Below are 21,458 nucleotides of genomic sequence, written 5' to 3' on the forward strand. Positions count from 1 at the left end.
GGCGTTCGGCCACCGCCGGAGTTCCACATGCCCGACGTCGTACCGGACCTCGCGGACTTCTCGGGCGTCGTCAGCGCGCGGCGTGGGGACCACGTGATCGGCGAGTGGGCGGTCGGGTTGGCCGACCGCACCGCGGGCGCGCCGAACACGCCCCAGACGCGTTTCGGCCTGGCGAGCGGCACGAAGACGTTCACTGCGCTCGCCACGCTCTCGCTCGTCGGGGACGGCCTGCTGCGTCGCGACACCCGCGCGCGCGAGATCCTGGGAGACGACCTGCCGCTCATCGCCGACGACGTCACCGTCGACCACCTGCTGACTCACACCTCGGGTATCGGGGACTATCTCGACGAAGAGATCGATGCGATGGCGCCGCTGAGCGTACCCGTGCAGCAGCTGGATTCGACCCCGGCGTACCTGCCGATGCTCGACGGCTTGCCCACGAAGTTCAGTGCAGGGGAGCGCTTCTCGTATTGCAACGGAGGCTACGTCGTGCTCGCGATCATCGCCGAGCGGGCCACGGGCATCTCGTTCGCCGACCTCGTCCGGACGCGCGTGTTCGAGCCGGCAGCGATGGCCGCTTCGGGCTTCCCGCGCTCCGACCTGCTCCCGCCCGGCACCGCCACCGGGTACAAGGAGGACGGCCGCACGAACGTGTTCGAGCTGCCGGTGGTCGGCTCGGGGGACGGGGGAGCGCACTCGACAGTGGGCGACCTGCACCGCTTCTGGCAGGCCCTCCTGGCCGGGCGCATCGTGGATCGCTCCCTGGTGGGCCTGCTCACCCAGCGCGTCACCGCGGACGCGGGCGACGGACTCGGCTATGGCCGCGGAGTGTGGCTGGACGACGATGACCTCGTGATGGTGGGTGGCGACCACGGCGTGGTGGCGGTGAGCCGGCATCATCCGCCGACCTCGACAACGGTGACAGGGCTCGCGAACGTGGAGGTGCCGACCTTCGCGCGCATCCGCGACTTGATGAGCGTCGCCAAGAGGGTCGGTGTCGTACCCGCCCAGTAGTTTCGGCGCATGCCCACCGTCCGTCCGTTCCGCATCCACATTCCCGACGCAGACCTCGCCGATCTGCGGGCGCGCCTCGACCGGTTCCGGCCGCTGCCGGACTCGCCTCGGCGACCGCCCTCGGGCATGACCGCGGGCTACCTCCACGACCTCGTCGAGGCGTGGCGCGACTGGGACTGGCGAGCCCGCGAGGCGTGGCTGAACGACCATCCCCAGTTTCTGGCCGACATCGGCGACGCCACCATCCACTTCGCTCATGTTCGCTCGGCGCACGATCATGCCCCCGCGCTCCTGGTTATGCACGGCTGGCCGCACACGTTCGCCCTGCAGCTCGACTTCGCGGATCTGCTCCCCGACTTCCATGTGGTCGTGCCGAGCTTCCCGGGATTCGCCTACTCCACCGCCTACGCCGACGGCCCGATGACCGAGACGAGGCTGGCTGCGACGATGCACTCGCTCATGACCGAGGTACTCGGGTATACGTCGTACCTCACGTACGGCGAGGATGTCTCAGCGAACGTCAACGACCTGATCGCCGGATCGTATCCGGAGGCCGTCGCGGGAGTCGTGGTCACGCATTCGCACTTCCCGTCGATGGCGGAGCGTCACGGACTCACCGACCCCGACGAGATCGCCTTCTTCGCCCGGCTCGAGCAATGGGGAGGTGCCAACGGTGCGTACGGCCACGTGCAGGCGACACGCCCTGACACGCTCGCGGTCGCGCTGAACGACTCACCGGCCGGACTGCTGGGGTGGCTGGCGGAGAAGCTCGTGGAGTGGAGTGATACTCCCGTGGGAGATCCGCGGGCCGTGGAGCTCAGGATCTCCCGGGACCGCATCCTCACCGAAGCGATGATCTATTGGGCGACCCAGAGCATCGGCACGTCGTTCCGTCCGTACTACGAAGGTGCCGATCAACCGGATGAGATGCCCCCCGTCGTGATCCCGGCATCCGTCCACATCCAGCGCCACGAAGGCGATTACCCCGAATCGCTGGCTCGACGGTTCTACCGCGACCTGCGCGTGTTCGAGCGGCTCGACGAAGGCGGGCACTTCGCCATCGCCGAAGTGCCCGCCCTCATGGCTGAGCGGGTGCGCGCGTTCGCGCGTCAGCTCGACCTGGTCTGACGACCGCCTAGTCCGCCAGACCGCGCCGCGCCAGGAGCGGCTCGATCTCGGCATCACGTCCGCGGAAGTCGCGGTAGGCCTCGCGCGGATCCTTCGAGCCGCCCACGCCGAGCAGTCGTCCGCGGAAGCGGTCGCCGTTCTCGCGGCGCAGGCCGCCGTTCTCGCGGAACCACTCGACCGTGTCGGCGTCGAGCACCTCGCTCCAGATGTACGAGTAATAGCCGGCGCTGTAGCCACCCGAGAAAACGTGGGCGAAGTACGTCGACGAGTACCGAGTCGGCACGGCCGGGTTGTCGAGGCCGATGTCCGCGAGGGCGGCCGCCTCGAAGTCGGCGACGTCGATCTCCGCGGCGGCGGCTTCTACCGACAGCGAGTGCCACGCCTGGTCGAGCCACGCTGCCGCGAGGTACTCGCTGGTCGCGAAACCCTGGTTGAACGCCTCCGACGCGTGCAGCTTCTCGACGATCTCGGCGGGGAGCGGCTCGTCGGTGTCGACGTGGCGCGCGTACGACGCGAGGATCTCGGGCCAGTAGATCCACATCTCGTTGACCTGGCTCGGGAATTCGACGAAGTCGCGGTACACGTTTGTGCCGGCGAAGTGCGGGTACGTGACGGTCGCGAACAGACCGTGCAGGGCGTGACCGAACTCGTGGAACAGTGTGGTCACCTCGTCCAGGCTGAGCAGCGTCGGGCGTCCGTCGGCGGGCTTCGGCACGTTGAGGTTGTTGACGACGATCGGCTGCGTGCCGCGGAGGCGCGACTGCAGCACGATCGAGTTCATCCACGCGCCGCCTCGCTTCGTGTCCCGCGTGTAGAGGTCGAGGATGTAGAGCCCGAGCGTCGAGCCGTCAGCGTTGTGGACCTCGAAGACGCGTGTGTCCGGGTGGTATCCGCCGAGGTCGGTGCGCTCGATGAAGGTGATCCCGTACAGGTCGGTCGCGGCGCGGAACACGCCGTCCTTGAGCACCCGCTCCGCCTCGAACCATGGCCGCAGCGCCGCGCGGTCGAGGTCGTACTCGGCGGCCCGGACCTTCTCGGTGTAGAACGCCCAGTCATGCGCCTCAAGGGCGAACGGCGCAGGGCCGGCATCGATGATGGCCTGGAGCTTCGTCTGCTCGCGTCGCGCATTGCGCGCCGCGGGTGCGGCGAGCTGGCGCAGCAGATCGTGGACGGCCGCGGGCGATCCTGCGGTCTCGTCCGACGTGATGTATGCGGCGTGCGAGTCGTAGCCGAGCAGGGCGGCGCGCTCGGCGCGCAGCCGCACGATCTCGAGCAGTGTGGCGCGGTTGTCGTTCTCGTTGCCGCGCGAGCCGCGAGAACGGGATGCCGCGAGAAGGCGCGCGCGCGAACGCCGATCGGTCAGGCTGGAGAGGTAGGGATGGCCGGTGAAGAGGGTGAGCGTCACGACCCACTTCCCCTCCAGCCCACGATCGGCCGCGGCCTGCGCCGCGGCGGAGAGCTCGCCCTCGGAGAGCCCGTCGAGCTCGGAGGCGTCGTCGAACACGACCGCCAGATCGTTGGTGTCGGCGAGCAGGTTCTTCTCGAACTGCGTCGTGAGAGTCGACAGACGCTGGTTGAGCTCTGTCAGGCGCTTCTTCGCCTCATCGTCGAGGCCGGCGCCGGCGTGCGCCATCTCGGTATGGTGGCGCTCCACCAGGTACCGCTGCTCCGGGGTCAGGTCGAGTTCATCCAGCTGGTCGTGGATCGTCTCGATGCGCCCGAACAGGGCGGAATCCAGCTGGATCGAGTCCTGGTGCGCCGACATGAGGGGCGCCAGCTTCTCTTCGATCTCCTGGATCTCGGGCGTCGCGTCGGCGGAGGACACCGTGTAGAAGGTCCGCGCGATGTCACCCAGGAGTCGTCCGCTCTCCTCCAGGGGCAGCAGGGTGTTCTCGAACGTCGGCGTCGACCGCGCGCGCGTGATCGCGGACACTTCGGCCGTATGGGCGGCGAAGGCCTGCTCGAACGCCGGCAGGTAGTGCTCGGGGCGGATGACGGCGTAGTCGGGCAGCCCGTACGGCAGCGTGCTGGGGGACAGAAGCGGATTGTCGTTCGGCATGGTCTCCAGCGTAGTCACGCCGACGGGCGATGCCGAGAGTGTTTTGCAAAGATCCAATTGCAAACAAGTAATTGCAAAGAAGTGCTTGCAAAGATCTCTTTGCATCACTAATCTGAGGGCATGGCTGAGAACGAGACCCCGGATGCGAAGGATGCCGCCGCCCGCACGGAGGAGCGACACCACCAGGACCGCGTCCTGGATTCCGGAGCCCTGAGGGCACTTGCGCACCCGCTTCGCGTGAAGATCTACGACATCCTCAGCCAGTACGGCCCGCAGACGGCGAGTTCACTCGCGGAGCGGCTGGGGGAGTCCAGCGGATCCACGAGCTACCACCTTCGCGCCCTCGCCAAGCAGGACCTCATCCGCGAGGCCGAGGATCGCGGTACCGGCCGCGAGCGGTGGTGGGAGCGTCCGGTCGGGGGCGTGTCCTTCGCGAATCCCGACGCGATGACGACGCCGGCGGGACGCGCGGCGACGCAGGTCGTGATGAACGAGTTCCTGCGCAACCGCAACGATCAGCTGCTCGACTTCGTCAACCGGGGCATCGGCGGCGAAGACGAGATGTGGCAGGAGGGGACCCTGATCTCCACGGCCACGGCGCGCCTCACGCCGGAGCAGAGCAAGGATCTGGCGCTCAAGATCATGGCGCTCATCGACGAGACCGTCGACAACTACCGCAATCAGACCGGCGAGAACGTCCGGCCCGTCACCATCCGGGCCGACCTGTTCCCGCTCCCGCAACTAGGAGGACAGTCATGAGCGCCATCACGGCAGACGAACTCGCGGCACGTGGGTTCCGGGCATCCGCCACCCGATTCGACCGCGCACTGCTGCGCGCAGCATCCGCCCTCGACGCGTACGTCGTCGCACGCGTCGAGAAGCGAGACGACGCCCAGGAGCGTCGCGCACTGACCGTGCAGGCCGCCGCGAGCACCGCGCGCCGCGAAGCCGAGGCGCGCGCAGCCGTGGGGATGCTCCCGCGATGAGCGAGAGCCTCGAAACGGCGGAGCGGACCGGATCGCCGGCCGGGCGGGCACGCAGGGTCCCGCTCGGCCGCGATTTCGGCAAGCTGTGGACGGCCGCCGCCTTCAGCAACCTGGCCGATGGGCTCGGGCGAGTGGCGGTGCCGCTCATCGCCACCACCCTCACTCGCGACCCGCTCGCGATCTCGGCGATCGGAGCGCTCGCGTTCCTGCCGTGGCTCGTCTTCGGCCTCCCGGCCGGCATGATCGTCGACCGCTTCGACCGCCGATGGATCATGGCGTTCGCGAACGGCCTCCGGGGGCTTGCTGCTGTGGGGCTCGCCCTGCTGACCGTCTCGGGGGCGCTCGACATCTGGTGGCTGTTCGCCGGCGTGCTGGTGTTCGGGCTCGGCGAGACGCTGTTCGACAACGCGACCAATGCGATCGTGCCGGGCGTGGTGAAGCGCCCCGCGCTCGACCGTGCCAACGGCTGGCTGCAGGCCGCGCAGATCACGATCGACAGCTTCATCTCGTCGCCGATCGGGGGTGTGCTCTTCGCGATCTCGCTCGCGCTCCCGCTGTGGGTCGGGGCGGCGGGCTACCTGATCCCCATCGTGCTCGCGGTGATGCTTCCCCTGTCCGCCGCTCGCCCGCTCCACGGTGAGCCAGGCACGTCGGTGCGGGCCGAGGCGTCCGTGGCGGCCGGCGACCCGCTGGCAGCGTCCGAGGAGGCCTCGGAGAAGACCGCCGGGACGGATGCTGCCGCAGTCGCCCGGCCGAACGTGTCGGCCCGCGATGCCTTCGTGTACCTCTGGAACCACCCGTTCCTGCGCTCGATGGTGATCTTCACCTCGATCGTCGGGTCGGCGTTCGCGTTCGCCCAGGCGCCGGTCTTCCTGTACTTCCTCGACGTGCAGCACGTCCCCGCCGCCGCCATCGGCGTGGTCACCGCCGGAATCGGGCTCGGCGGGCTCGCGGGATCGCTGGTGGCACCCTCGCTCGTCGCGAAGTTCGGCCGGGGGGCGGTGATGCTCGCGGCCAACGTCATCGCGGGCCTCAGCCTCGCCGCCGTGTGGGCGGCACCCGAGGCGATCACGGGAACCATCGCGTACGGCCTGATGGCCGCCGCCGTGTCGGTGTGGAACGTGCCCTGGGGCGCGCTGCGTCAGACGATCGTGCCCGGCCACATGTTCGGCCGCGTGCTCGGCATCAGTCGCACGTTCACGTGGGGCATCTTCCCGTTCGCGACGCTTCTCGGCGGGTGGGTCGCCCGCATCGACCTGCGGCTGCCGTTCCTCATCGCCGCGGGCGTCACGCTCGTCGCGACCCTGTTCGCCATACGTCTGCTCCTGTCGGCGTCGCAGCACGACGCGCCGGAGGAATGAGCCCGGAACTTACGCGAAGCCGTCGTCCGGATCGTGCCGGACGACGGCTTCGCCGTCGGCGTCCAGCGACACGATCACGCCGGTGTCGAGCTCCGCGATGGGCTTGCCCTCCAGCCACGTGAGCGTCCAGCGCGGCCGCGGCTGACCCAGTTGGTCGCCGGGGATCGTCTCGTCGACGGAACGGATGCCGCGCACGAGTGCCTCTGGGACGGCCTTGGGCGGTTCGTCGCCCGAGGTCCAGCGTGTTCCGAGCTGCATGTCAGACCTCCTGAGGAGCGAGTTCCACGCTGTCGATGACGAGCTCGCTCCACCCGTCGAGCAGTTCCAGCGTCTCGATGCGACCGACGGCCCGCAGGTCGCCCTCCGCGAGCCGCAGGTTGGCGATCGTGTGATCCTCGGCGCGAATGGTGAGCGACGCCACGGGGGTCTTCTGCGACGCCTTCGCCTCGGTCTTCGCACGGCGGATGCCGATCAGCGCGGTGCTCACTGCGGTGAGGACCGCCGGGTCGCCCCACTCCTCATCGGGTGCGACGGGCCAGTCCGCCGTGTGCACCGATCCGTCGTTGAACCACGACCATGCCTCCTCGGCCGCGAACGCGAGCACGGGGGCCAGAAGCCGCAGCAGCGTCGACATCGCCAGGCGCAGCGCCAGCGCGGCGGACGCCTGACCGGCGTCGGTCTGGTTGTACGCGCGCTCCTTGACAAGCTCGAGGTAGTCGTCGCAGAACGTCCAGAAGAAGGACTCGGTCACCTCCAGCGCCCGCGCGTGGTCGTAGTTGTCGAACGCCTTCGTGGCTTCGCGCACCACGCCGTGGAGGGTCGCGAGCATCGATGCATCGAGCGCGTGAGTCACCTCCGCACCTTCGGGCACGGGGAACGACAGCACGAACTTCGCAGCGTTGAGCACCTTGATCGCGAGGCGGCGGCCGATCTTCACCTGCGTCGGGTTCTGCGGGTCGAACGCCGCGTCGGTGCCCAGACGGCTCGAGGCCGCCCAGTACCGCACGGCATCCGAGCCGTGCTGGGAGAGGATGTCGGCGGGCGTGACGACGTTGCCCTTCGACTTCGACATCTTCTTGCGGTCGGGGTCGACGATGAAGCCGGAGATCGCAGCATCCGTCCACGGCGCACGATCGTCCTCGAGCGCGCTGCGCAGCATCGTCGAGAACAGCCACGTGCGGATGATGTCCTGGCCCTGCGGACGCAGGTCGAACGGTGCGACGAGGTTCCACAGCTCTGGGTCGCGCTCCCAGCCGCCCGCGAGCTGGGGCGTGAGCGACGAGGTCGCCCATGTGTCGAAGATGTCGTTCTCGCCCTCGAAGCCGCCGGGCACGCCGCGCTGGTCCGCGGTGTAGCCGGCGGGCACGTCGGTGGACGGATCGATCGGAAGCGACGCGTGGTCCGGGGTGAGCACGCGGTCGTAGTCCCGCTCGCCGTTCTCGTCGAGCGCGTACCAGACGGGGATCGGCACGCCGAAGAAGCGCTGACGCGAGACGAGCCAGTCGCCGGTGAGGCCGTTGGTCCAGTTCTCGTAGCGCACGCGCATGAAGTCGGGGTGCCACGACATGTCCTTGCCGAGCGCGATGAGCTTGTCGCGCAGCGCCTCGTCGCGAGCACCGTTGCGGATATACCACTGGCGCGTCGAGACGATCTCCATCGGGCGGTCGCCCTTCTCGTAGAACTTCACGACGTGCGTGAAGGGCTTCGGGTCGCCGACCAGCTCACCGGAGTCCTGCAGCAGCTCGACGACGCGCTTCTTGGCGCTGAACACCGTCTTTCCTGCCAGCTCCGCGTACGCCGCCTTCCCGGCATCCGTCGTGATGGCGTCCGGTGCGTCCGCGATCACGCGGCCGTCGAGGCCGAGGATCGTGCGGTTCGGCAGGTTCAGCTCGCGCCACCAGATGATGTCGGTCACGTCGCCGAAGGTGCAGATCATCGCGATGCCCGAGCCTTTGTCTGGCTGCGCCAGCGGGTGCGCGAGCACCGGCACCTCGACGTCGAAGAGCGGGGTGCGCACGGTCGTGCCGAAGAGGGGCTGGTAGCGCTCGTCGTCGGGGTGGGCGACCAGCGCGACGCATGCGGGGAGCAGCTCGGGGCGGGTCGTCTCGATGTGGACGTCACCCGCGCCGTCGGTGCGATGGAAGGCGACCCGGTGGAAGGCGGCGGGCTGCTCGCGCTCCTCGAGCTCGGCCTGCGCGATCGCCGTGCGGAAGTCGATGTCCCACATCGTCGGCGCGAGGTCCTGGTAGGCCTCCCCGCGCTGCAGGTTGCGCAGGAATGCGAGCTGGCTCGTGCGGATCGTGTCGTCGGAGATGGTGCGGTAGGTCTGCGTCCAGTCGACGCTCAGGCCGAGCTGACGGAAGAGCGCCTCGAAGTGCTTCTCATCCTCGACGGTGAGCTTCTCACAGAGCTCGATGAAGTTGCGGCGGCTGATCGGCACCTGGTCCGCGGCGCGGCTCGACTTGTTGTCACCGCCCTCGAACGGCGGCGTGAAGTCGGCGTCATACGGCAGCGAGGGATCGCAGCGTACCCCGTAGTAGTTCTGCACGCGGCGCTCCGTCGGAAGCCCGTTGTCGTCCCAGCCCATCGGGTAGAACACGGCCTTGCCGCGCATGCGCTCGTAGCGCACCTTCAGATCGGTGTGCGTGAACGAGAAGACGTGCCCGATGTGCAGGCTTCCCGACGCCGTCGGCGGGGGAGTGTCGACCGAGTACACACCCTGGCGGCCGACCTCGGTCGCGCGGGCGCGGTCGAACAGGTACGTGCCCCGCCCCGACCACGCGGCATCCCACTTCTCCTCGAGGCCCTCCAGCGCGGGCTTGTCCGGAATCTGACCCTGTGCGGGGCGGGCGTCGGTCATGGCGTCTCCTCGAGGCGATATGTGCGGCACTGTGTGAGCGTGCCTGAGTGTGGGATGTCGCTCGATTCTACCCGGGTGCGATGCATCCGAAGGGCGGACGGATGCTGCGGGGCGCAGCATCCGTTTCCCGTCACGCGTTCGCGGTCGCCGTGGCGGGGTCCGTCGCGAGCTCGGGCTCCACGGCGCGCCGCGAGGCGAACCAGGCGGACACCAGGGTGATGGCCGACATGGCGGCGAGGATCACGCCGGGGTGCCACCACGCGAAGCCCGTCGCCACGCCGAGCTCGAACGTCAGGTAGGGCACGAACCCGCTGATGGTCGCCGCCAGGGCGTACGCGAACGACAGCGCCGAATAGCGGAAGCGGTCGGGGAAGAGGTCGTTCATCAGGCCGCCGAGCGCCGCCCACGCCATCGTCGGCAGAATGCCGCCGACCAGCATCGTCGCGACGAGGATCGGGAAGGTCGCGAACTGGAGAAGGAAGTACATCGGGAATGTGATGAGGAGCGTGCCCAGCGCGCCCCACACCACCACGTTCGCGGAGCCGACTCGGCTCGCCCATGCACCGAACAAGGGGATGGTGACCAGCTGCAGGAGGCCGCCGATCGTGGTGGCGACGAGCAGGTCCTGGAAGCTGAAGCCGAGCTGCTCGACTCCGTAATTGACCGTGTAGGTGTTCATCAGCGAGTACGACCCGATGCCGAGCAGGGCCGCACCGATGGCGATGGCCATGGCTCCGGGGCGCTTCGCGAACATCGTGAGGAACGGGACGCGGTCACGGCGCCCCTCCGCGAGGACGCGCTCGAACACGGGCGTCTCGGTGATCGACCAGCGCAGATACAGCGACACGAGCAGCAGCGGGATCGCGAGGAGGAAGGGGATCCGCCATCCCCACTCGGCGATCTCCTCCGCGGGGAGGACGGCCGTCAGCGCGATGAACACGGTCGCGGAGAGGATCGAGCCCACGGGCGAGCCGAGCTGGGGGACCGCGGCGTAGAAGGCGCGCTTGACCGGTCCGGAGTTCTCGGTCGCGATGAGGATCGAGCCGCCCCATTCGCCGCCGAGCGAGAGCCCCTGCACGATGCGCAGGAGGATCAGCAGGACCGCGCCCAGCCAGCCCGCCTGGGCGTACGTCGGGAGGATCCCGATGAGACCGGTCGCCACGCCCATGATGGCGACGGTCCACAGCAGCGTCGCCCGTCGGCCCAGGCGGTCACCCATGTAGCCGAAGATCACGGCGCCGACCGGGCGCACGACGAACGCGAGGGCGATGGTGAGGAAGGCGGCGCTGGTTGCGCCGAACTCGCCCAGGGGGTCGAAGAACAGCGGCCCGACGAAGAACGCCGAGAAGTAGGCGAACAGGTAGAAGTCGAAGGATTCGAGCGAGGTGCCCACCATCGACGCCCATGCGACGCGTCGCGTCGGGGCGGTTTCGAGGGCGAGCGTGGATTCGGGCGCTGCGGTTGTCACGGGAGTGGATCTTGGCACGAGTCCACAAACCCCCGCCGCTGCCTCCGCATTCCCCCTTGCGCGACCACGATAGAATCGTCGGACCAGCGCGGATCCGGCCATCACCGGGGAGCTCTCGGAAGAACGGGTCGTCGCGAATGCGGCGTCCCCATTAGAACCGAGCGGGGCAGGCCCGTCACAGCCGCAGTGAGAGAGGGCGGTCGCCTCGGCGTCGTCAATGCAGGGTGGTACCGCGGTACGTCTGGTCACGGATCCAGGCAGTGTCGTCCCGGCAGGAAGCACACGAGCGAGCACCTGCGAGAGAAGATGACCTACCCCCGCCCCTCCGCCTTCGGGCCCGCGGCCGATGTCGCGCCGGCCCCCGTCGTTCCGAGCCCGCGCTTCCCCCAGATCGAGCAGGAGACGCTCGCGTTCTGGGAGGCCGACCGCACCTTCCGCGCCTCGATCGACCAGCGTGACGGCGCCGAGGAATGGGTGTTCTACGACGGGCCGCCCTTCGCCAACGGACTGCCGCACTACGGTCACCTCCTCACCGGCTACGCGAAGGACGTGTTCCCGCGCTTCCAGACCATGCGCGGCAAGAAGGTCGACCGTGTCTTCGGCTGGGACACCCACGGGCTTCCCGCTGAGCTCGAGGCGATGAAGCAGCTCGGCATCACCGAGAAGAGCGAGATCGAGGCGATGGGCATCGCCACGTTCAACGCGAAGTCGCGCGAGTCGGTCCTGGCGTACACGCGGGAGTGGGAGGACTACGTCACACGCCAGGCGCGGTGGGTGGACTTCGAGCGCGGCTACAAGACGCTCGACCTCACGTACATGGAATCCGTGCTGTGGGCGTTCAAGACGATCTACGACAAGGGCCTCGCGTACGAGGGGCACCGCGTGCTGCCGTACTGCTGGCGCGACGAGACGCCGCTGTCGGCGCACGAGCTGCGCATGGACGACGACGTCTACAAGATGCGCCAGGACCCGTCCGTCACGATCACCTTCCCCCTGGTGGGAGCCAAGGCGGAGGCGCTCGGACTCACCGCGGTGCGTGCGCTCGCGTGGACCACGACCCCGTGGACGCTGCCCACGAACTTCGCCCTCGCTGTGGGACCCGACATCCGCTACGTCGTGGTGCCGGGAGGGCCGAACGGCGCCGCCGACGTGCATCGCGACGACGACAGGGCCGAGGCCGAGTCGCACCGCTACCTCCTCGCCGAGGAGCTGCTCGCCGGCTACGCGAAAGACCTCGGCTACGACTCCGCCGACGCCGCCCGCGAGGCCGTCGAGCGCACGATCCTCGGCTCCGAGCTCGAGGACGTCGCCTACGACCGACTGTTCGACTACTACGCGGATGCCTCGATCTGGCGCACGCAGAACGCCTGGCGCATCCTCGTCGACGACTACGTCACCACCGGCGACGGCACCGGCATCGTCCACCAGGCCCCGGCCTTCGGTGAGGACGACCAGCGGGTCACCGAGGCCGCCGGCATCCCGCTCATCATGAGCCTCGACGACGGCGGACGCTTCCTCCCGCAGGTGACGGATGTCGCCGGCGAGCTGTGGATGGACGCCAACCGGCCGCTCATCCGCCTGCTGAAGCAGGAGGGCCGCCTCCTGCGCGAGGCGAGCTACGAGCACTCGTACCCGCACTGCTGGCGCTGCCGGAACCCGCTCATCTACCGCGCCGTGTCGAGCTGGTTCGTGCGCGTCACCGACATCAAGGACCGCATGCTCGCGGGCAACGAGCAGATCACGTGGGTGCCCGAGAACGTCAAGCACGGCCAGTTCGGCAAGTGGCTCGAGGGCGCGCGCGACTGGTCGATCAGCCGCAACCGGTACTGGGGCTCGCCGATCCCCGTGTGGAAGAGCGACGACCCGGAGCACCCGCGCGTCGACGTGTACGGCTCGCTCGAGGAGCTCGAGCGAGACTTCGGCCGCCTGCCGCGCAACGCCGAGGGCGAGGTGGACCTCCACCGCCCATACATCGACGACCTGACGCGCCCGAACCCCGACGATCCCACCGGCAAGAGCACGATGCGTCGCATCGAGGACGTCTTCGACGTGTGGTTCGACTCGGGTTCCATGCCCTACGCGCAGGTGCACTACCCGTTCGAGAACCAGCAGTGGTTCGACGAGCACTCCCCGGCGGACTTCATCGTCGAGTACATCGGGCAGACGCGCGGCTGGTTCTACGTCATGCACGTGCTCTCGACCGCGCTGTTCGACCGTCCCGCGTTCACCGGAGTCTCGTGTCACGGGATCGTGCTGGGCAGCGACGGGCTGAAGATGTCGAAGTCGCTGCGCAACTATCCGGACGTCAGCGAGGTGTTCGACCGTGACGGCTCCGACGCGATGCGCTGGTTCCTGATGTCGAGTTCGGTGCTGCGCGGCGGCAACCTCATCGTGACCGAGGAGGGCATCCGCGCGGGCGTCCGCGAGTTCCTGCTGCCGGTGTGGAACGCCTGGTACTTCTTCGCGACGTACGCCAACGCCGCGGGCGGCGCCGCCGGCGAGGGGTACCAGGCGTCGTGGCGCACCGACTCCACCGACGTGCTCGACCGCTACATCCTGGCGCTGACCGGCGACCTCGTCCGTGATGTCGCCGCCGACCTCGAGGTGCTCGACTCGACGCTGGCCGCGGCGAAGCTGCGCGACTTCGCGGAGGCGCTCACCAACTGGTACATCCGCCGCTCGCGCGACCGGTTCTGGGTGGGCGTGTCCGACGACCCGAAGAGCCGTGAGGCTTTCGACACGCTCTACACCGTGCTCGAGACCCTCACCCGCGTGGCCGCGCCGCTCATCCCGCTGGTCTCCGAGAAGGTCTGGCAGGGTCTCACCGGCGGGCGCAGCGTTCACCTGCAGGACTGGCCCGACGCCGACGCCTTCCCTGCCGCGGACGACATCCGCGCCGCGATGGACGCCGTCCGCGAGGCATCCAGCGTCGCGAATGCGCTGCGCAAGAAGGAGGGCCGTCGCGTGCGTCTGCCGCTTCCGAGCCTGACGGTGGCGGTTGCGGATGCTGCATCCCTCGCACAGTTCGACGGCATCCTGCGCGACGAGCTCAACGTGAAGTCGGTGGAGCTGATCGAGCTCGGCGATGATGTGTCGGAGCGCTACGGCATCAGCAAGCGTCTCACCGTGAACGCGCGCGCCGCGGGCCCGCGTCTGGGCAAGCAGGTCCAGCACGTCATCTCGGGTGCGAAGGCGGGCGTCTGGGAGGAACGCGACGGCGTCGTGGTCGTCGACGGCATCGCCCTGGAGCCGGGGGAGTACGACCTCACACTCGAGGCCGGCGGCGTCGCCGAGGGGACGGCGATCGCGCTGCTGGCGGGTGAGGGCTTCGTGCTGCTCGACACCACGACGACGCCCGACCTCGAGGCCGAGGGCCTGGCACGCGACGTGATCCGCGCCGTGCAGGACACCCGCAAGGCCGCCGGCTTCGACGTCAGCGACCGGATCCGCCTCGATCTCGTCTTCGACGACGATGCCGACGGCGGGGCCGTCGCCGCGGCCTTCGACGTCGCCGACGTGGCAGGTGAGACACTGGCCCTCGCGCACTCGGTGCGGACGCGGACGGCCGAGCTCGCAGCATCCGGTGATTCCGGGAGCGCCATCGAGTACGAGGCGGTGGTCGCCGCGGGAACCTATGCCAATCGCGGCGCCTTCACCGTCTCGGTCGGCAGAACGGGGGCGCGGGCATGAGCGATCGCGACCGGCAGCGCGCCGACGCCGTCTACGAGGCGCTCCTGCAGCGCCAGGGTGAGCGGTGGGTCGAGCCCCGGGTCGAGCGCACACGACGAGTGCTCGAGCTGCTCGACGACCCGCAGAAGACGTACCGCGTCGTGCACGTCACCGGCACGAACGGAAAGACGTCGACGAGCCGCATGATCGAGAGCCTCGTGCGGGCGCACGGACTGCGCACGGGCCTGTTCACCAGTCCCCACCTCGAGCGGTTCACCGAGCGGATCATGGTCGACGGCGAGCCGATCGACGATGCCGCGGTCGCTGACGCGTGGGACGAGATCGAACCGTTCGTCGACCTCGTGGATAGCGAACTCGCCGCGAACGGCGATGCGGCGCTCACGTTCTTCGAGCTGCTCACGGTGCTGGCGTTCGTCGCCTTCGCCGATGCGCCGATCGACGTGCTCGTGCTCGAGGTGGGCATGGGCGGGTCGTGGGACTCCACGAACACCGCAGATGGCGACGTGGCGGTGTTCGCACCGATCGACCTCGATCACGCGGATCGTCTCGGCGACACCATCGCGGAGATCGCGAGCGTCAAGGCGGGCATCATCAAGGACGGCGCGGCGGTCGTCTCGGCACGGCAGGTTGCTGCCGCCGAGTCGGTGCTCCGTGAGGCAGCCGCCGCCCGCGGCGCCTCGATCGCCTTCGAAGGCGCCGAGTTCGCGCTCGCGCAGCAGCGACTCGCCGTCGGCGGACAGCAGATCAGCGTCCGCGGCCTGGCCGGCACGTACGAGGACGAATACCTTCCCCTGTACGGCGCCCATCAGGGCTTCAACGCCGCGCTCGCGATCGCGGCCGTCGAGTCCCTCGTGGGCGGCGCGTCGCAGCCGATCGCCGCAGACGTGCTGGCGGAGGGGCTCGGCGCAGTGACCTCGCCCGGGCGTCTCCAATTGATCGGCGCCGCCCCGACCGTGCTCGTCGACGCCGCCCACAATCCCCACGGTGCGCGCGCCCTCGTGACCGCGCTGCGCGAATCGTTCGACTTCGACGAGTGGGGCGTCGTGCTCGGCGTGCTCTCCGACAAGGATGCGGCAGGGATCGTCGCGGAGATCGCTCCCGTGGCGGCCCACGTGTTCGCCACCGCTCCCGACTCCGAGCGTGCGGAGGACGCGGACGCCATCGCCGATCTGGCGGAGGCGCACGATCTGCGGGTCTCCGTGCACCGCGACCTCGCCGACGCCGCGGAGGCGGCGCGCGCGTGGGCGGCGGCATCCGATCGGCGCGCCGTCGTGATCGCAGGATCGGTCGTGCTCGCGGGTGAGGCGCTCGCCCTCGCCGCCGATGAGGACTGGAAGGCCGGGTGGAACGAGTGACCGCCCCCACGCAGCCCACGCCCCGCCGCCCCCGCGGCGCCGCGGAGTCGCTGGCCACGATCGTGCTCGGCTTCGAGTCGATCGTCGTGTTCCTCGGGGGGCTCGTGGTGTACGGCCTGAAGGCGCTGCCGGCGTCGATCCCGCCCTGGTGGGGCATCGTCGCCGGCGCCGTGCTCGCGTTGCTCATGATCCTCACCACGCGCCTCGTCCGCTACCGATGGGGCATCGTGCTCGGCTGGGTGCTGCAGGTGATCGTCCTGCTCGGCGCCTTCCTCGTGCCGGCGCTCGCGATCATCGCGCTCATTTTCGGAGCCATGTACGGGTATGCGACGATCAAGGGGGCCGCTCTCGACCGGCGCAACGCGCGCCTCGCCGCCCGATCTCCCGAAGAACACTGACTCCTCCCCACGCCTGATCAGCAACGAAAGGTCCCGCATGCCCATCGAAGAGACCCTCGTCCTCGTCAAGCCCGACGGCGTCGCTCGCGGCCTCACCGGCGCTATCCTCGCCCGCATCGAGGCGAAGGGGTACGCCCTCGTCGACATCCGCCTGGTCGAGCCCGATCGCGAGACCCTCGAGCGCCACTACGCCGAGCACGAGGGCAAGCCGTTCTACGAGCCGCTGCTCGAGTTCATGATGTCGGGCCCGTCGGTCGCAATCCGCCTCGCCGGCAACCGCGTGATCGAGGGATTCCGCTCGCTGGCGGGCACGACCGACCCGACGACGGCCGCCCCCGGCACGGTCCGCGGCGACTTCGGCCGCGACTGGGGCCTGAAGGTGCAGCAGAACCTGGTGCACGGCTCCGACAGCCCCGAGTCCGCCGCGCGCGAGCTCGGCATCTGGTTCGGCTGACGGCGGTATCGGGTGAGCCCCGGACCGCGTCCGGAGCTCACCCGAACAGCGTCTGCCAGATGTCGACGACCGCGTTCATCTCGAGCTGGGCGAGCAGCAGGATGATCGCGTAGCTGACGATCGCCGCCAGCGGCACCCAGACCATCAGGCGGTCGGCGACATCGCGGACCCGATCGGATGCCGGGAACACGCCGGCGCGCAGCATGTGAAGGGTCACCGCGTAGAAGGTCGGGATCGTGACCGCCCACGTCACCATGCACCACGGGCACAGGGTGTGCAGGTTCGGTGCGTAGATGCTCTGGCTGATGAGCCAGATCACGAAGCCGAAGGCCAGCGCGATGCCGGCCCAGAAGCACCACCAGAACCAGCGGGCGAATCGAGCGCGAGCCAGGATCGCCATGCCGACGACGATCGGTGCGACCCAGCCGGTGAGCCCGAGGATCGGGTTCGGGAATCCGAACAGGCTGCCCTGCCACGAGTCGAGGTTCGCGCTGCACTGCACCAGCACGCTCAGATCGCACGAGGCGATCGCATCGGGGTTCGCGAGCTTCTCGAGTTTCTCGACCGTGAGGGAGAAAGCGGCCCACCACCCGATCACACCCGCGATCACGAGCCATATGGCGAGTCCGGTCGGACGGGAGTGGGTCTGCTGGTCGGGCATGCCTCGGATTATGGCATCGAGATCTGCACGGATGCCGCACCCCCGGGCCGTGGCAAATCGCCGATCTGCGGCGTGGGGAAGGCCTGACCGCCGGGCGAATGGGCATTCTGGCGGGGGAAGTGCGATAATGGGGGGCGATGACTCACGGCCGCGCCGTGGTGATCATCACCAGAAGACTTCAGGGCGACGAATGCCCTTGGCAGCGCGAGCATCCGCCTAGCGCCGGACGACCGCTGCAGACCGAGTGAGTTCGCGGCACCACCCCGTCCACAGGGGCAGGGGCGGCGCCGCACGAGATTTCGCCGGGCGACGCGCGGTGTCGCCCCGCTAGGAGTACGCCAGTGATGGCTGATGGAACCGATGCAGAATTCACCCCTCAGGCCGAACCCGACGCGCCGCTGACATCAGCGGGCGACGGGGCACCGTCCGCGGCTGACGCGGACGCGCCGGTCGAGGATGCGCAGGAGCCCACCGAGGTCTCCGAGCCGGCCGAGGCGAGCCCGGCCGAGACGCCCGAGGCCGCGCTCGAGGCACTGGATGCAGCTCCCGCGGAGGAGTCTCCCGTGGAGGAGTCTCCCGCGGAGCCGCGGCCGGATGCCGCCGCTGACGTCGCGCCCGAGCCCGAAATCGGGTCGACGCCCGAGCCGGCCGCAGAGGCCCTCGACGCAGAGGCGGCGCCGGCAGCCGAGCGCGCCGCGGAGCCCGCGACGCCCGAGGAGTCCGAGACGCCGGCGGGGCCCGAGGTTCCCGCGGAGCCGCAGGACCCCGCTGAGCCCGCAGCCGTGACCGCGGTGAGTCTGGGCCTGCTGCCCGAGGTCTTCGTATCGGCGGTATCGACCCAGCTGATGTTCTACGCGCCCGAGATCACGCCGCTTCCGGCGCGTCCGGGTCGGCCGCAGCCCGAGGCGGAGCCCGATGCGGCTGCGTCGTCCGGCACCTCGCGCCGCCGCAGCCGTCGTCGCGGCGAGGGCCGGGACGAGGCATCCGCTCCCTCCGAGCCGTCGCAGCCCCGTCAGCGGGCCGTCGAGCTCATCACTGAGCCGCAGCGCATCAAGGGCTCGACGCGGCTCGAGGCCAAGAAGCAGCGCCGTCGCGACGGCCGCGAGGCCGGCCGCCGGCGTGCGGTCGTGACCGAGGCGGAGTTCCTGGCTCGCCGTGAGGCGGTCGACCGCGACATGATCGTGCGCTCGCGCAACGGCCGCATCCAGATCGCCGTGCTCGAAGACAACGTGCTCGTCGAGCACTACGTCGCGCGCAACCAGGACGCGTCGCTCATCGGCAACGTGTACCTCGGCCGCGTCCAGAACGTGCTGCCGAGCATGGAGGCCGCCTTCGTCGACATCGGCCGCGGCCGCAACGCCGTGCTGTACTCGGGCGAGGTCGATTGGGACGCCGTCGAGACCGGCAACCAGCCCCGCCGGATCGAGCTCGCGCTGAAGACCGGCGACCGCGTGCTGGTGCAGGTCACGAAGGATCCGGTCGGGCACAAGGGAGCGCGCCTCACGAGCCAGATCTCGCTCCCGGGCCGCTACCTGGTGTACGTGCCGGGCGGCAACATGAACGGCATCTCGCGCAAGCTCCCCGACACCGAGCGTGCCCGCCTCAAGAAGATCCTCAAAGAGGTGCTGCCCGAGTCGTCCGGCGTCATCGTCCGCACCGCCGCGGAAGGCGCCACCGAGGACCAGCTGACGCGGGATGTGCAGCGCCTCACCAACCAGTGGGAGCACATCTCGAAGCAGATCGAGACGATCCAGGCGCCGGCGCTCCTGCATTCCGAGCCGGATCTCCTCGTCAAGATCGTCCGCGACGTCTTCAACGAGGACTTCTCGAAGATGCTCATCCAGGGCGACGATGCCCATCACACGATCTCGAAGTATCTCGAGTCCGTGGCGCCCGACCTCCTCGAGCGCGTGGAGCGCTACGAGGGCGAGCACGACCCGTTCGACGTGTTCCGGGTGACCGAGCAGATCGAGAAGGCCCTCGACCGCAAGGTGTGGCTGCCCTCCGGGGGCTCCCTCGTGATCGACCGCACCGAGGCGATGACGGTCGTCGACGTCAACACCGGCAAGTTCGTCGGGTCCGGCGGCAACCTCGAGGAGACGGTCACGAAGAACAACCTCGAGGCCGCGGAGGAGATCGTGCGCCAGCTTCGGCTGCGCGACATCGGCGGCATCATCGTGGTGGACTTCATCGACATGGTTCTGGAGTCCAACCGGGACCTCGTGCTGCGCCGCCTCGTCGAATGCCTGAGCCGGGACCGCACCAAGCACCAGGTGGCAGAGGTCACGTCCCTCGGGCTCGTGCAGATGACCCGCAAGAAGCTGGGCCTCGGCCTGCTCGAGACCTTCAGCGAGCCCTGCGAGGTCTGTGCCGGGCGCGGACTCATCGTGCACCACGACCCGGTCGTGAAGCACCGCGTCCCCGCGGCGAACGGGGCGCCGTCGTCCGGTCGTCGTCCGCGCGGGGGTGCCACGGCCCCCTCGACCGGCGGCGGCTCCAACGGCACGCACGTGATCACCGAGGGCGTGAAGTCGGCGCTCGCTCAGATCGCGGCATCGACGATCCACCACGGCGAGGAGGCACCGCACGTCGAGGCGGCTCCCGTCGTCGAGCAGGCTCCGGTCGAGCGTCCGAAGAAGCCGCGCAAGAAGCGCCAGGATTCCGGCGCGAAGAAGGAGAACCGCACCGAGAAGGATCTCCTCCTCGACTCCGTGCTGAACGCCCTTCCCGAGCCCAAGGCCCCGGGGCAGGGACGCTCCCGTCGTCGCGTGACGACCGCGGCGCTCACGGGAACTCCCGTGCCCCACACGCCCTCCGAGGACTGAGCCCATCGCGCCGTCCCGGCTCCTGCCGGGACGGCGCGGCCCCCTGTCCGCCGACGCGCCCCGTCGATAGTGTGAGCCCCGGGAGCTGGGGAACGGGGGCACGATGGCGCGCTACGTCTTCGTGACGTGGGACGGCGGCGGCAACCGCATGCCGACCATCACGATCGCACGAGCGCTGGCGGAACGCGGGCACGAGGTGCGGGTCCTCGGCCATGATTCCCAGACGGACGCCTACCGCGCGGCGGGGCTGGCATTCGCGCCGTTCACGAGCGCACCTGGCTTCGTGCTCGATCCGCGGCCGGTGGGCTTGCTGCGGCTGTTCACCGACTACGGCCTCGCCGACGACACAGTGGCGCAGCTGGCCGCCTTCCCGGCTGATGTCGTGGTCGTCGATTGCATGCTCCTCGCCGTCCTCGACGTCCTCGACCGGATGGGGCAGCGTTTCGCGGTGCTCGAGCACACGCTGCACGACTTCCTGGCCTCCGGATCGCGGGTCCTCGAGGTCGTGCTCTGGCCTCGCGGAGTGCGGGTTCGCACTCCCCGACGGCACGCGACGCCTGTGCTGGTGGCATCCGTTCCGGGCTTCGACGTCCCGTTCCCGTCGCGGCCCGCGCTCTCCGCCGCGCCGGGGGAGGTGGTCTACACCGGCGCGATGACGCGTGCTGTCTCAGCACAGCCCGCCGCGCCGACGGTGGTGCTGAGCCTCAGCACCTTCCGGTTCCCCGATCTGGTCACGACGTGGCAGCGCGTTCTCGACGCCGTCGAGGGCCTCGACGTGCGAGTGGTCGCCACGCTCGGGCCCGCGATGGCGGTGGGGGAGGTGCGCGTTCCTCACGGCATCGAGGTGCACGAATGGATGCCCCACGACGAGCTGTTGCCGAACGCCACGGTACTGGTGGGTCACGGCGGGCACGGCACCACGGTCGCGGCGCTCGCGCACGGCGTGCCGGTGCTGGTGCTCCCGCTCGACGCGACGTCGGATCAGCCCCGCGTCGGTCGAGCGGTCGCGCGTGCAGGCGTGGGTGCGACGATGTCGCGCCGCACTGATGCCGCGACGATCCGACGGGCGATCAGGCACGCCCTCGGCGACGATGCCATGCGGGATCGCGCGCGCCGGCTGGGCGATGCGATCCGCACGCTCGACGGCCCGGGCCGCGCGGCGGACGTGCTGGAGCTGTCGGCGGATGCCGGGCGGTGAG

The 21,458-nt window shown here is 69.5% G+C and carries 16 protein-coding genes; 11 read left to right on the forward strand and 5 right to left on the reverse strand.

The genetic code is table 11. The features are described from left to right. The first annotated feature begins 27 nt into the window (after nucleotides 1-27). Both JNB61_RS01475 and JNB61_RS01480 read left to right on the forward strand, forming a co-directional pair. Nucleotides 28-1,014 (forward strand): serine hydrolase domain-containing protein, encoded by a 987-nt coding sequence (locus JNB61_RS01475; RefSeq protein WP_220338548.1) that lies wholly within the window; start codon nucleotides 28-30, stop codon nucleotides 1,012-1,014. 9 nt (nucleotides 1,015-1,023) lie between these two features. Next, entirely contained in the window at nucleotides 1,024-2,142 is a 1,119-nt protein-coding gene (locus JNB61_RS01480; RefSeq protein ID WP_220338549.1) for an epoxide hydrolase family protein, read from the forward strand. A 7-nt stretch (nucleotides 2,143-2,149) separates the two neighbouring features. On the opposite strand, the gene JNB61_RS01485 is transcribed toward JNB61_RS01480, so the two are convergent. Beyond that, nucleotides 2,150-4,201, reverse strand: a complete 2,052-nt coding sequence (locus tag JNB61_RS01485) for a M3 family metallopeptidase (protein ID WP_220338550.1) — start codon at nucleotides 4,199-4,201, stop codon at nucleotides 2,150-2,152. Between the two features lie 120 nt (nucleotides 4,202-4,321). Between JNB61_RS01485 and JNB61_RS01490 the strand changes: the two genes are divergently transcribed. Genes JNB61_RS01490 through JNB61_RS01500 form a run of 3 tightly spaced genes read left to right on the forward strand, consistent with a single transcriptional unit; the run spans nucleotide 4,322 to nucleotide 6,548 of the window. After that, a complete protein-coding gene (locus JNB61_RS01490) occupies nucleotides 4,322-4,960 on the forward strand; it encodes an ArsR/SmtB family transcription factor (protein ID WP_220287499.1) in 639 nt (212 codons plus the stop codon). Further along, nucleotides 4,957-5,187 (forward strand): hypothetical protein, encoded by a 231-nt coding sequence (locus tag JNB61_RS01495; protein ID WP_220338551.1) that lies wholly within the window; start codon nucleotides 4,957-4,959, stop codon nucleotides 5,185-5,187. The genes JNB61_RS01490 and JNB61_RS01495 overlap by 4 nt, the downstream gene beginning before the upstream one ends. After that, nucleotides 5,184-6,548 carry an MFS transporter gene (locus JNB61_RS01500; RefSeq protein WP_220338552.1) on the forward strand — a complete coding sequence of 455 codons (1,365 nt, stop codon included), beginning with the start codon at nucleotides 5,184-5,186 and terminating at the stop codon, nucleotides 6,546-6,548. The genes JNB61_RS01495 and JNB61_RS01500 overlap by 4 nt, the downstream gene beginning before the upstream one ends. A 9-nt stretch (nucleotides 6,549-6,557) precedes the next feature. Here the strand turns inward: JNB61_RS01500 and JNB61_RS01505 are convergent, their stop codons facing one another. The 3 genes from JNB61_RS01505 to JNB61_RS01515 all read right to left on the reverse strand — a co-directional run bounded on the left by JNB61_RS01505 (nucleotide 6,558) and on the right by JNB61_RS01515 (nucleotide 10,876). Further along, nucleotides 6,558-6,806 (reverse strand): hypothetical protein, encoded by a 249-nt coding sequence (locus tag JNB61_RS01505; protein WP_159843914.1) that lies wholly within the window; start codon nucleotides 6,804-6,806, stop codon nucleotides 6,558-6,560. 1 nt (nucleotide 6,807) lies between these two features. Beyond that, the gene (gene valS, locus JNB61_RS01510; RefSeq protein WP_220338553.1) at nucleotides 6,808-9,408 is read right to left on the reverse strand and encodes a valine--tRNA ligase; all 2,601 of its coding nucleotides are present in this window, start codon (nucleotides 9,406-9,408) and stop codon (nucleotides 6,808-6,810) included. A 130-nt stretch (nucleotides 9,409-9,538) separates the two neighbouring features. Further along, on the reverse strand, nucleotides 9,539-10,876 hold the full coding sequence (locus JNB61_RS01515) for an MFS transporter (protein WP_308291181.1): 1,338 nt from the start codon (nucleotides 10,874-10,876) through the stop codon (nucleotides 9,539-9,541). 306 nt (nucleotides 10,877-11,182) lie between these two features. Between JNB61_RS01515 and ileS the strand changes: the two genes are divergently transcribed. From ileS to ndk, 4 genes are read left to right on the forward strand one after another with little or no spacing between them, the layout of a single operon-like run. Further along, on the forward strand, nucleotides 11,183-14,566 hold the full coding sequence (gene ileS / locus JNB61_RS01520; RefSeq protein WP_220338554.1) for an isoleucine--tRNA ligase: 3,384 nt from the start codon (nucleotides 11,183-11,185) through the stop codon (nucleotides 14,564-14,566). Continuing rightward, nucleotides 14,563-15,921 (forward strand): bifunctional folylpolyglutamate synthase/dihydrofolate synthase, encoded by a 1,359-nt coding sequence (locus JNB61_RS01525; RefSeq protein ID WP_220338555.1) that lies wholly within the window; start codon nucleotides 14,563-14,565, stop codon nucleotides 15,919-15,921. The genes ileS and JNB61_RS01525 overlap by 4 nt, the downstream gene beginning before the upstream one ends. After that, the gene (locus JNB61_RS01530) at nucleotides 15,909-16,319 is read left to right on the forward strand and encodes a DUF4233 domain-containing protein (RefSeq protein ID WP_220338556.1); all 411 of its coding nucleotides are present in this window, start codon (nucleotides 15,909-15,911) and stop codon (nucleotides 16,317-16,319) included. Before JNB61_RS01525 ends, JNB61_RS01530 begins: the two co-directional genes overlap by 13 nt. 37 nt (nucleotides 16,320-16,356) lie before the next feature. Beyond that, the gene (gene ndk, locus JNB61_RS01535; RefSeq protein ID WP_220287511.1) at nucleotides 16,357-16,773 is read left to right on the forward strand and encodes a nucleoside-diphosphate kinase; all 417 of its coding nucleotides are present in this window, start codon (nucleotides 16,357-16,359) and stop codon (nucleotides 16,771-16,773) included. 37 nt (nucleotides 16,774-16,810) lie between these two features. Here ndk and JNB61_RS01540 read toward each other — a convergent pair whose 3' ends face one another. Beyond that, nucleotides 16,811-17,434, reverse strand: a complete 624-nt coding sequence (locus JNB61_RS01540) for a vitamin K epoxide reductase family protein (RefSeq protein WP_220338557.1) — start codon at nucleotides 17,432-17,434, stop codon at nucleotides 16,811-16,813. Between the two features lie 344 nt (nucleotides 17,435-17,778). On the opposite strand from JNB61_RS01540, the gene JNB61_RS01545 reads away from it, so the two are divergent. Both JNB61_RS01545 and JNB61_RS01550 read left to right on the forward strand, forming a co-directional pair. Then, a complete protein-coding gene (locus JNB61_RS01545) occupies nucleotides 17,779-20,259 on the forward strand; it encodes a ribonuclease E/G (protein WP_223214560.1) in 2,481 nt (826 codons plus the stop codon). Between the two features lie 103 nt (nucleotides 20,260-20,362). Continuing rightward, a complete protein-coding gene (locus tag JNB61_RS01550) occupies nucleotides 20,363-21,457 on the forward strand; it encodes a glycosyltransferase (protein ID WP_220338558.1) in 1,095 nt (364 codons plus the stop codon). The last annotated feature ends 1 nt before the right edge of the window (nucleotide 21,458 follow it).

Source organism: Microbacterium ureisolvens (genome assembly GCF_019511645.1).
Lineage (GTDB): Bacteria > Actinomycetota > Actinomycetes > Actinomycetales > Microbacteriaceae > Microbacterium > Microbacterium ureisolvens_A.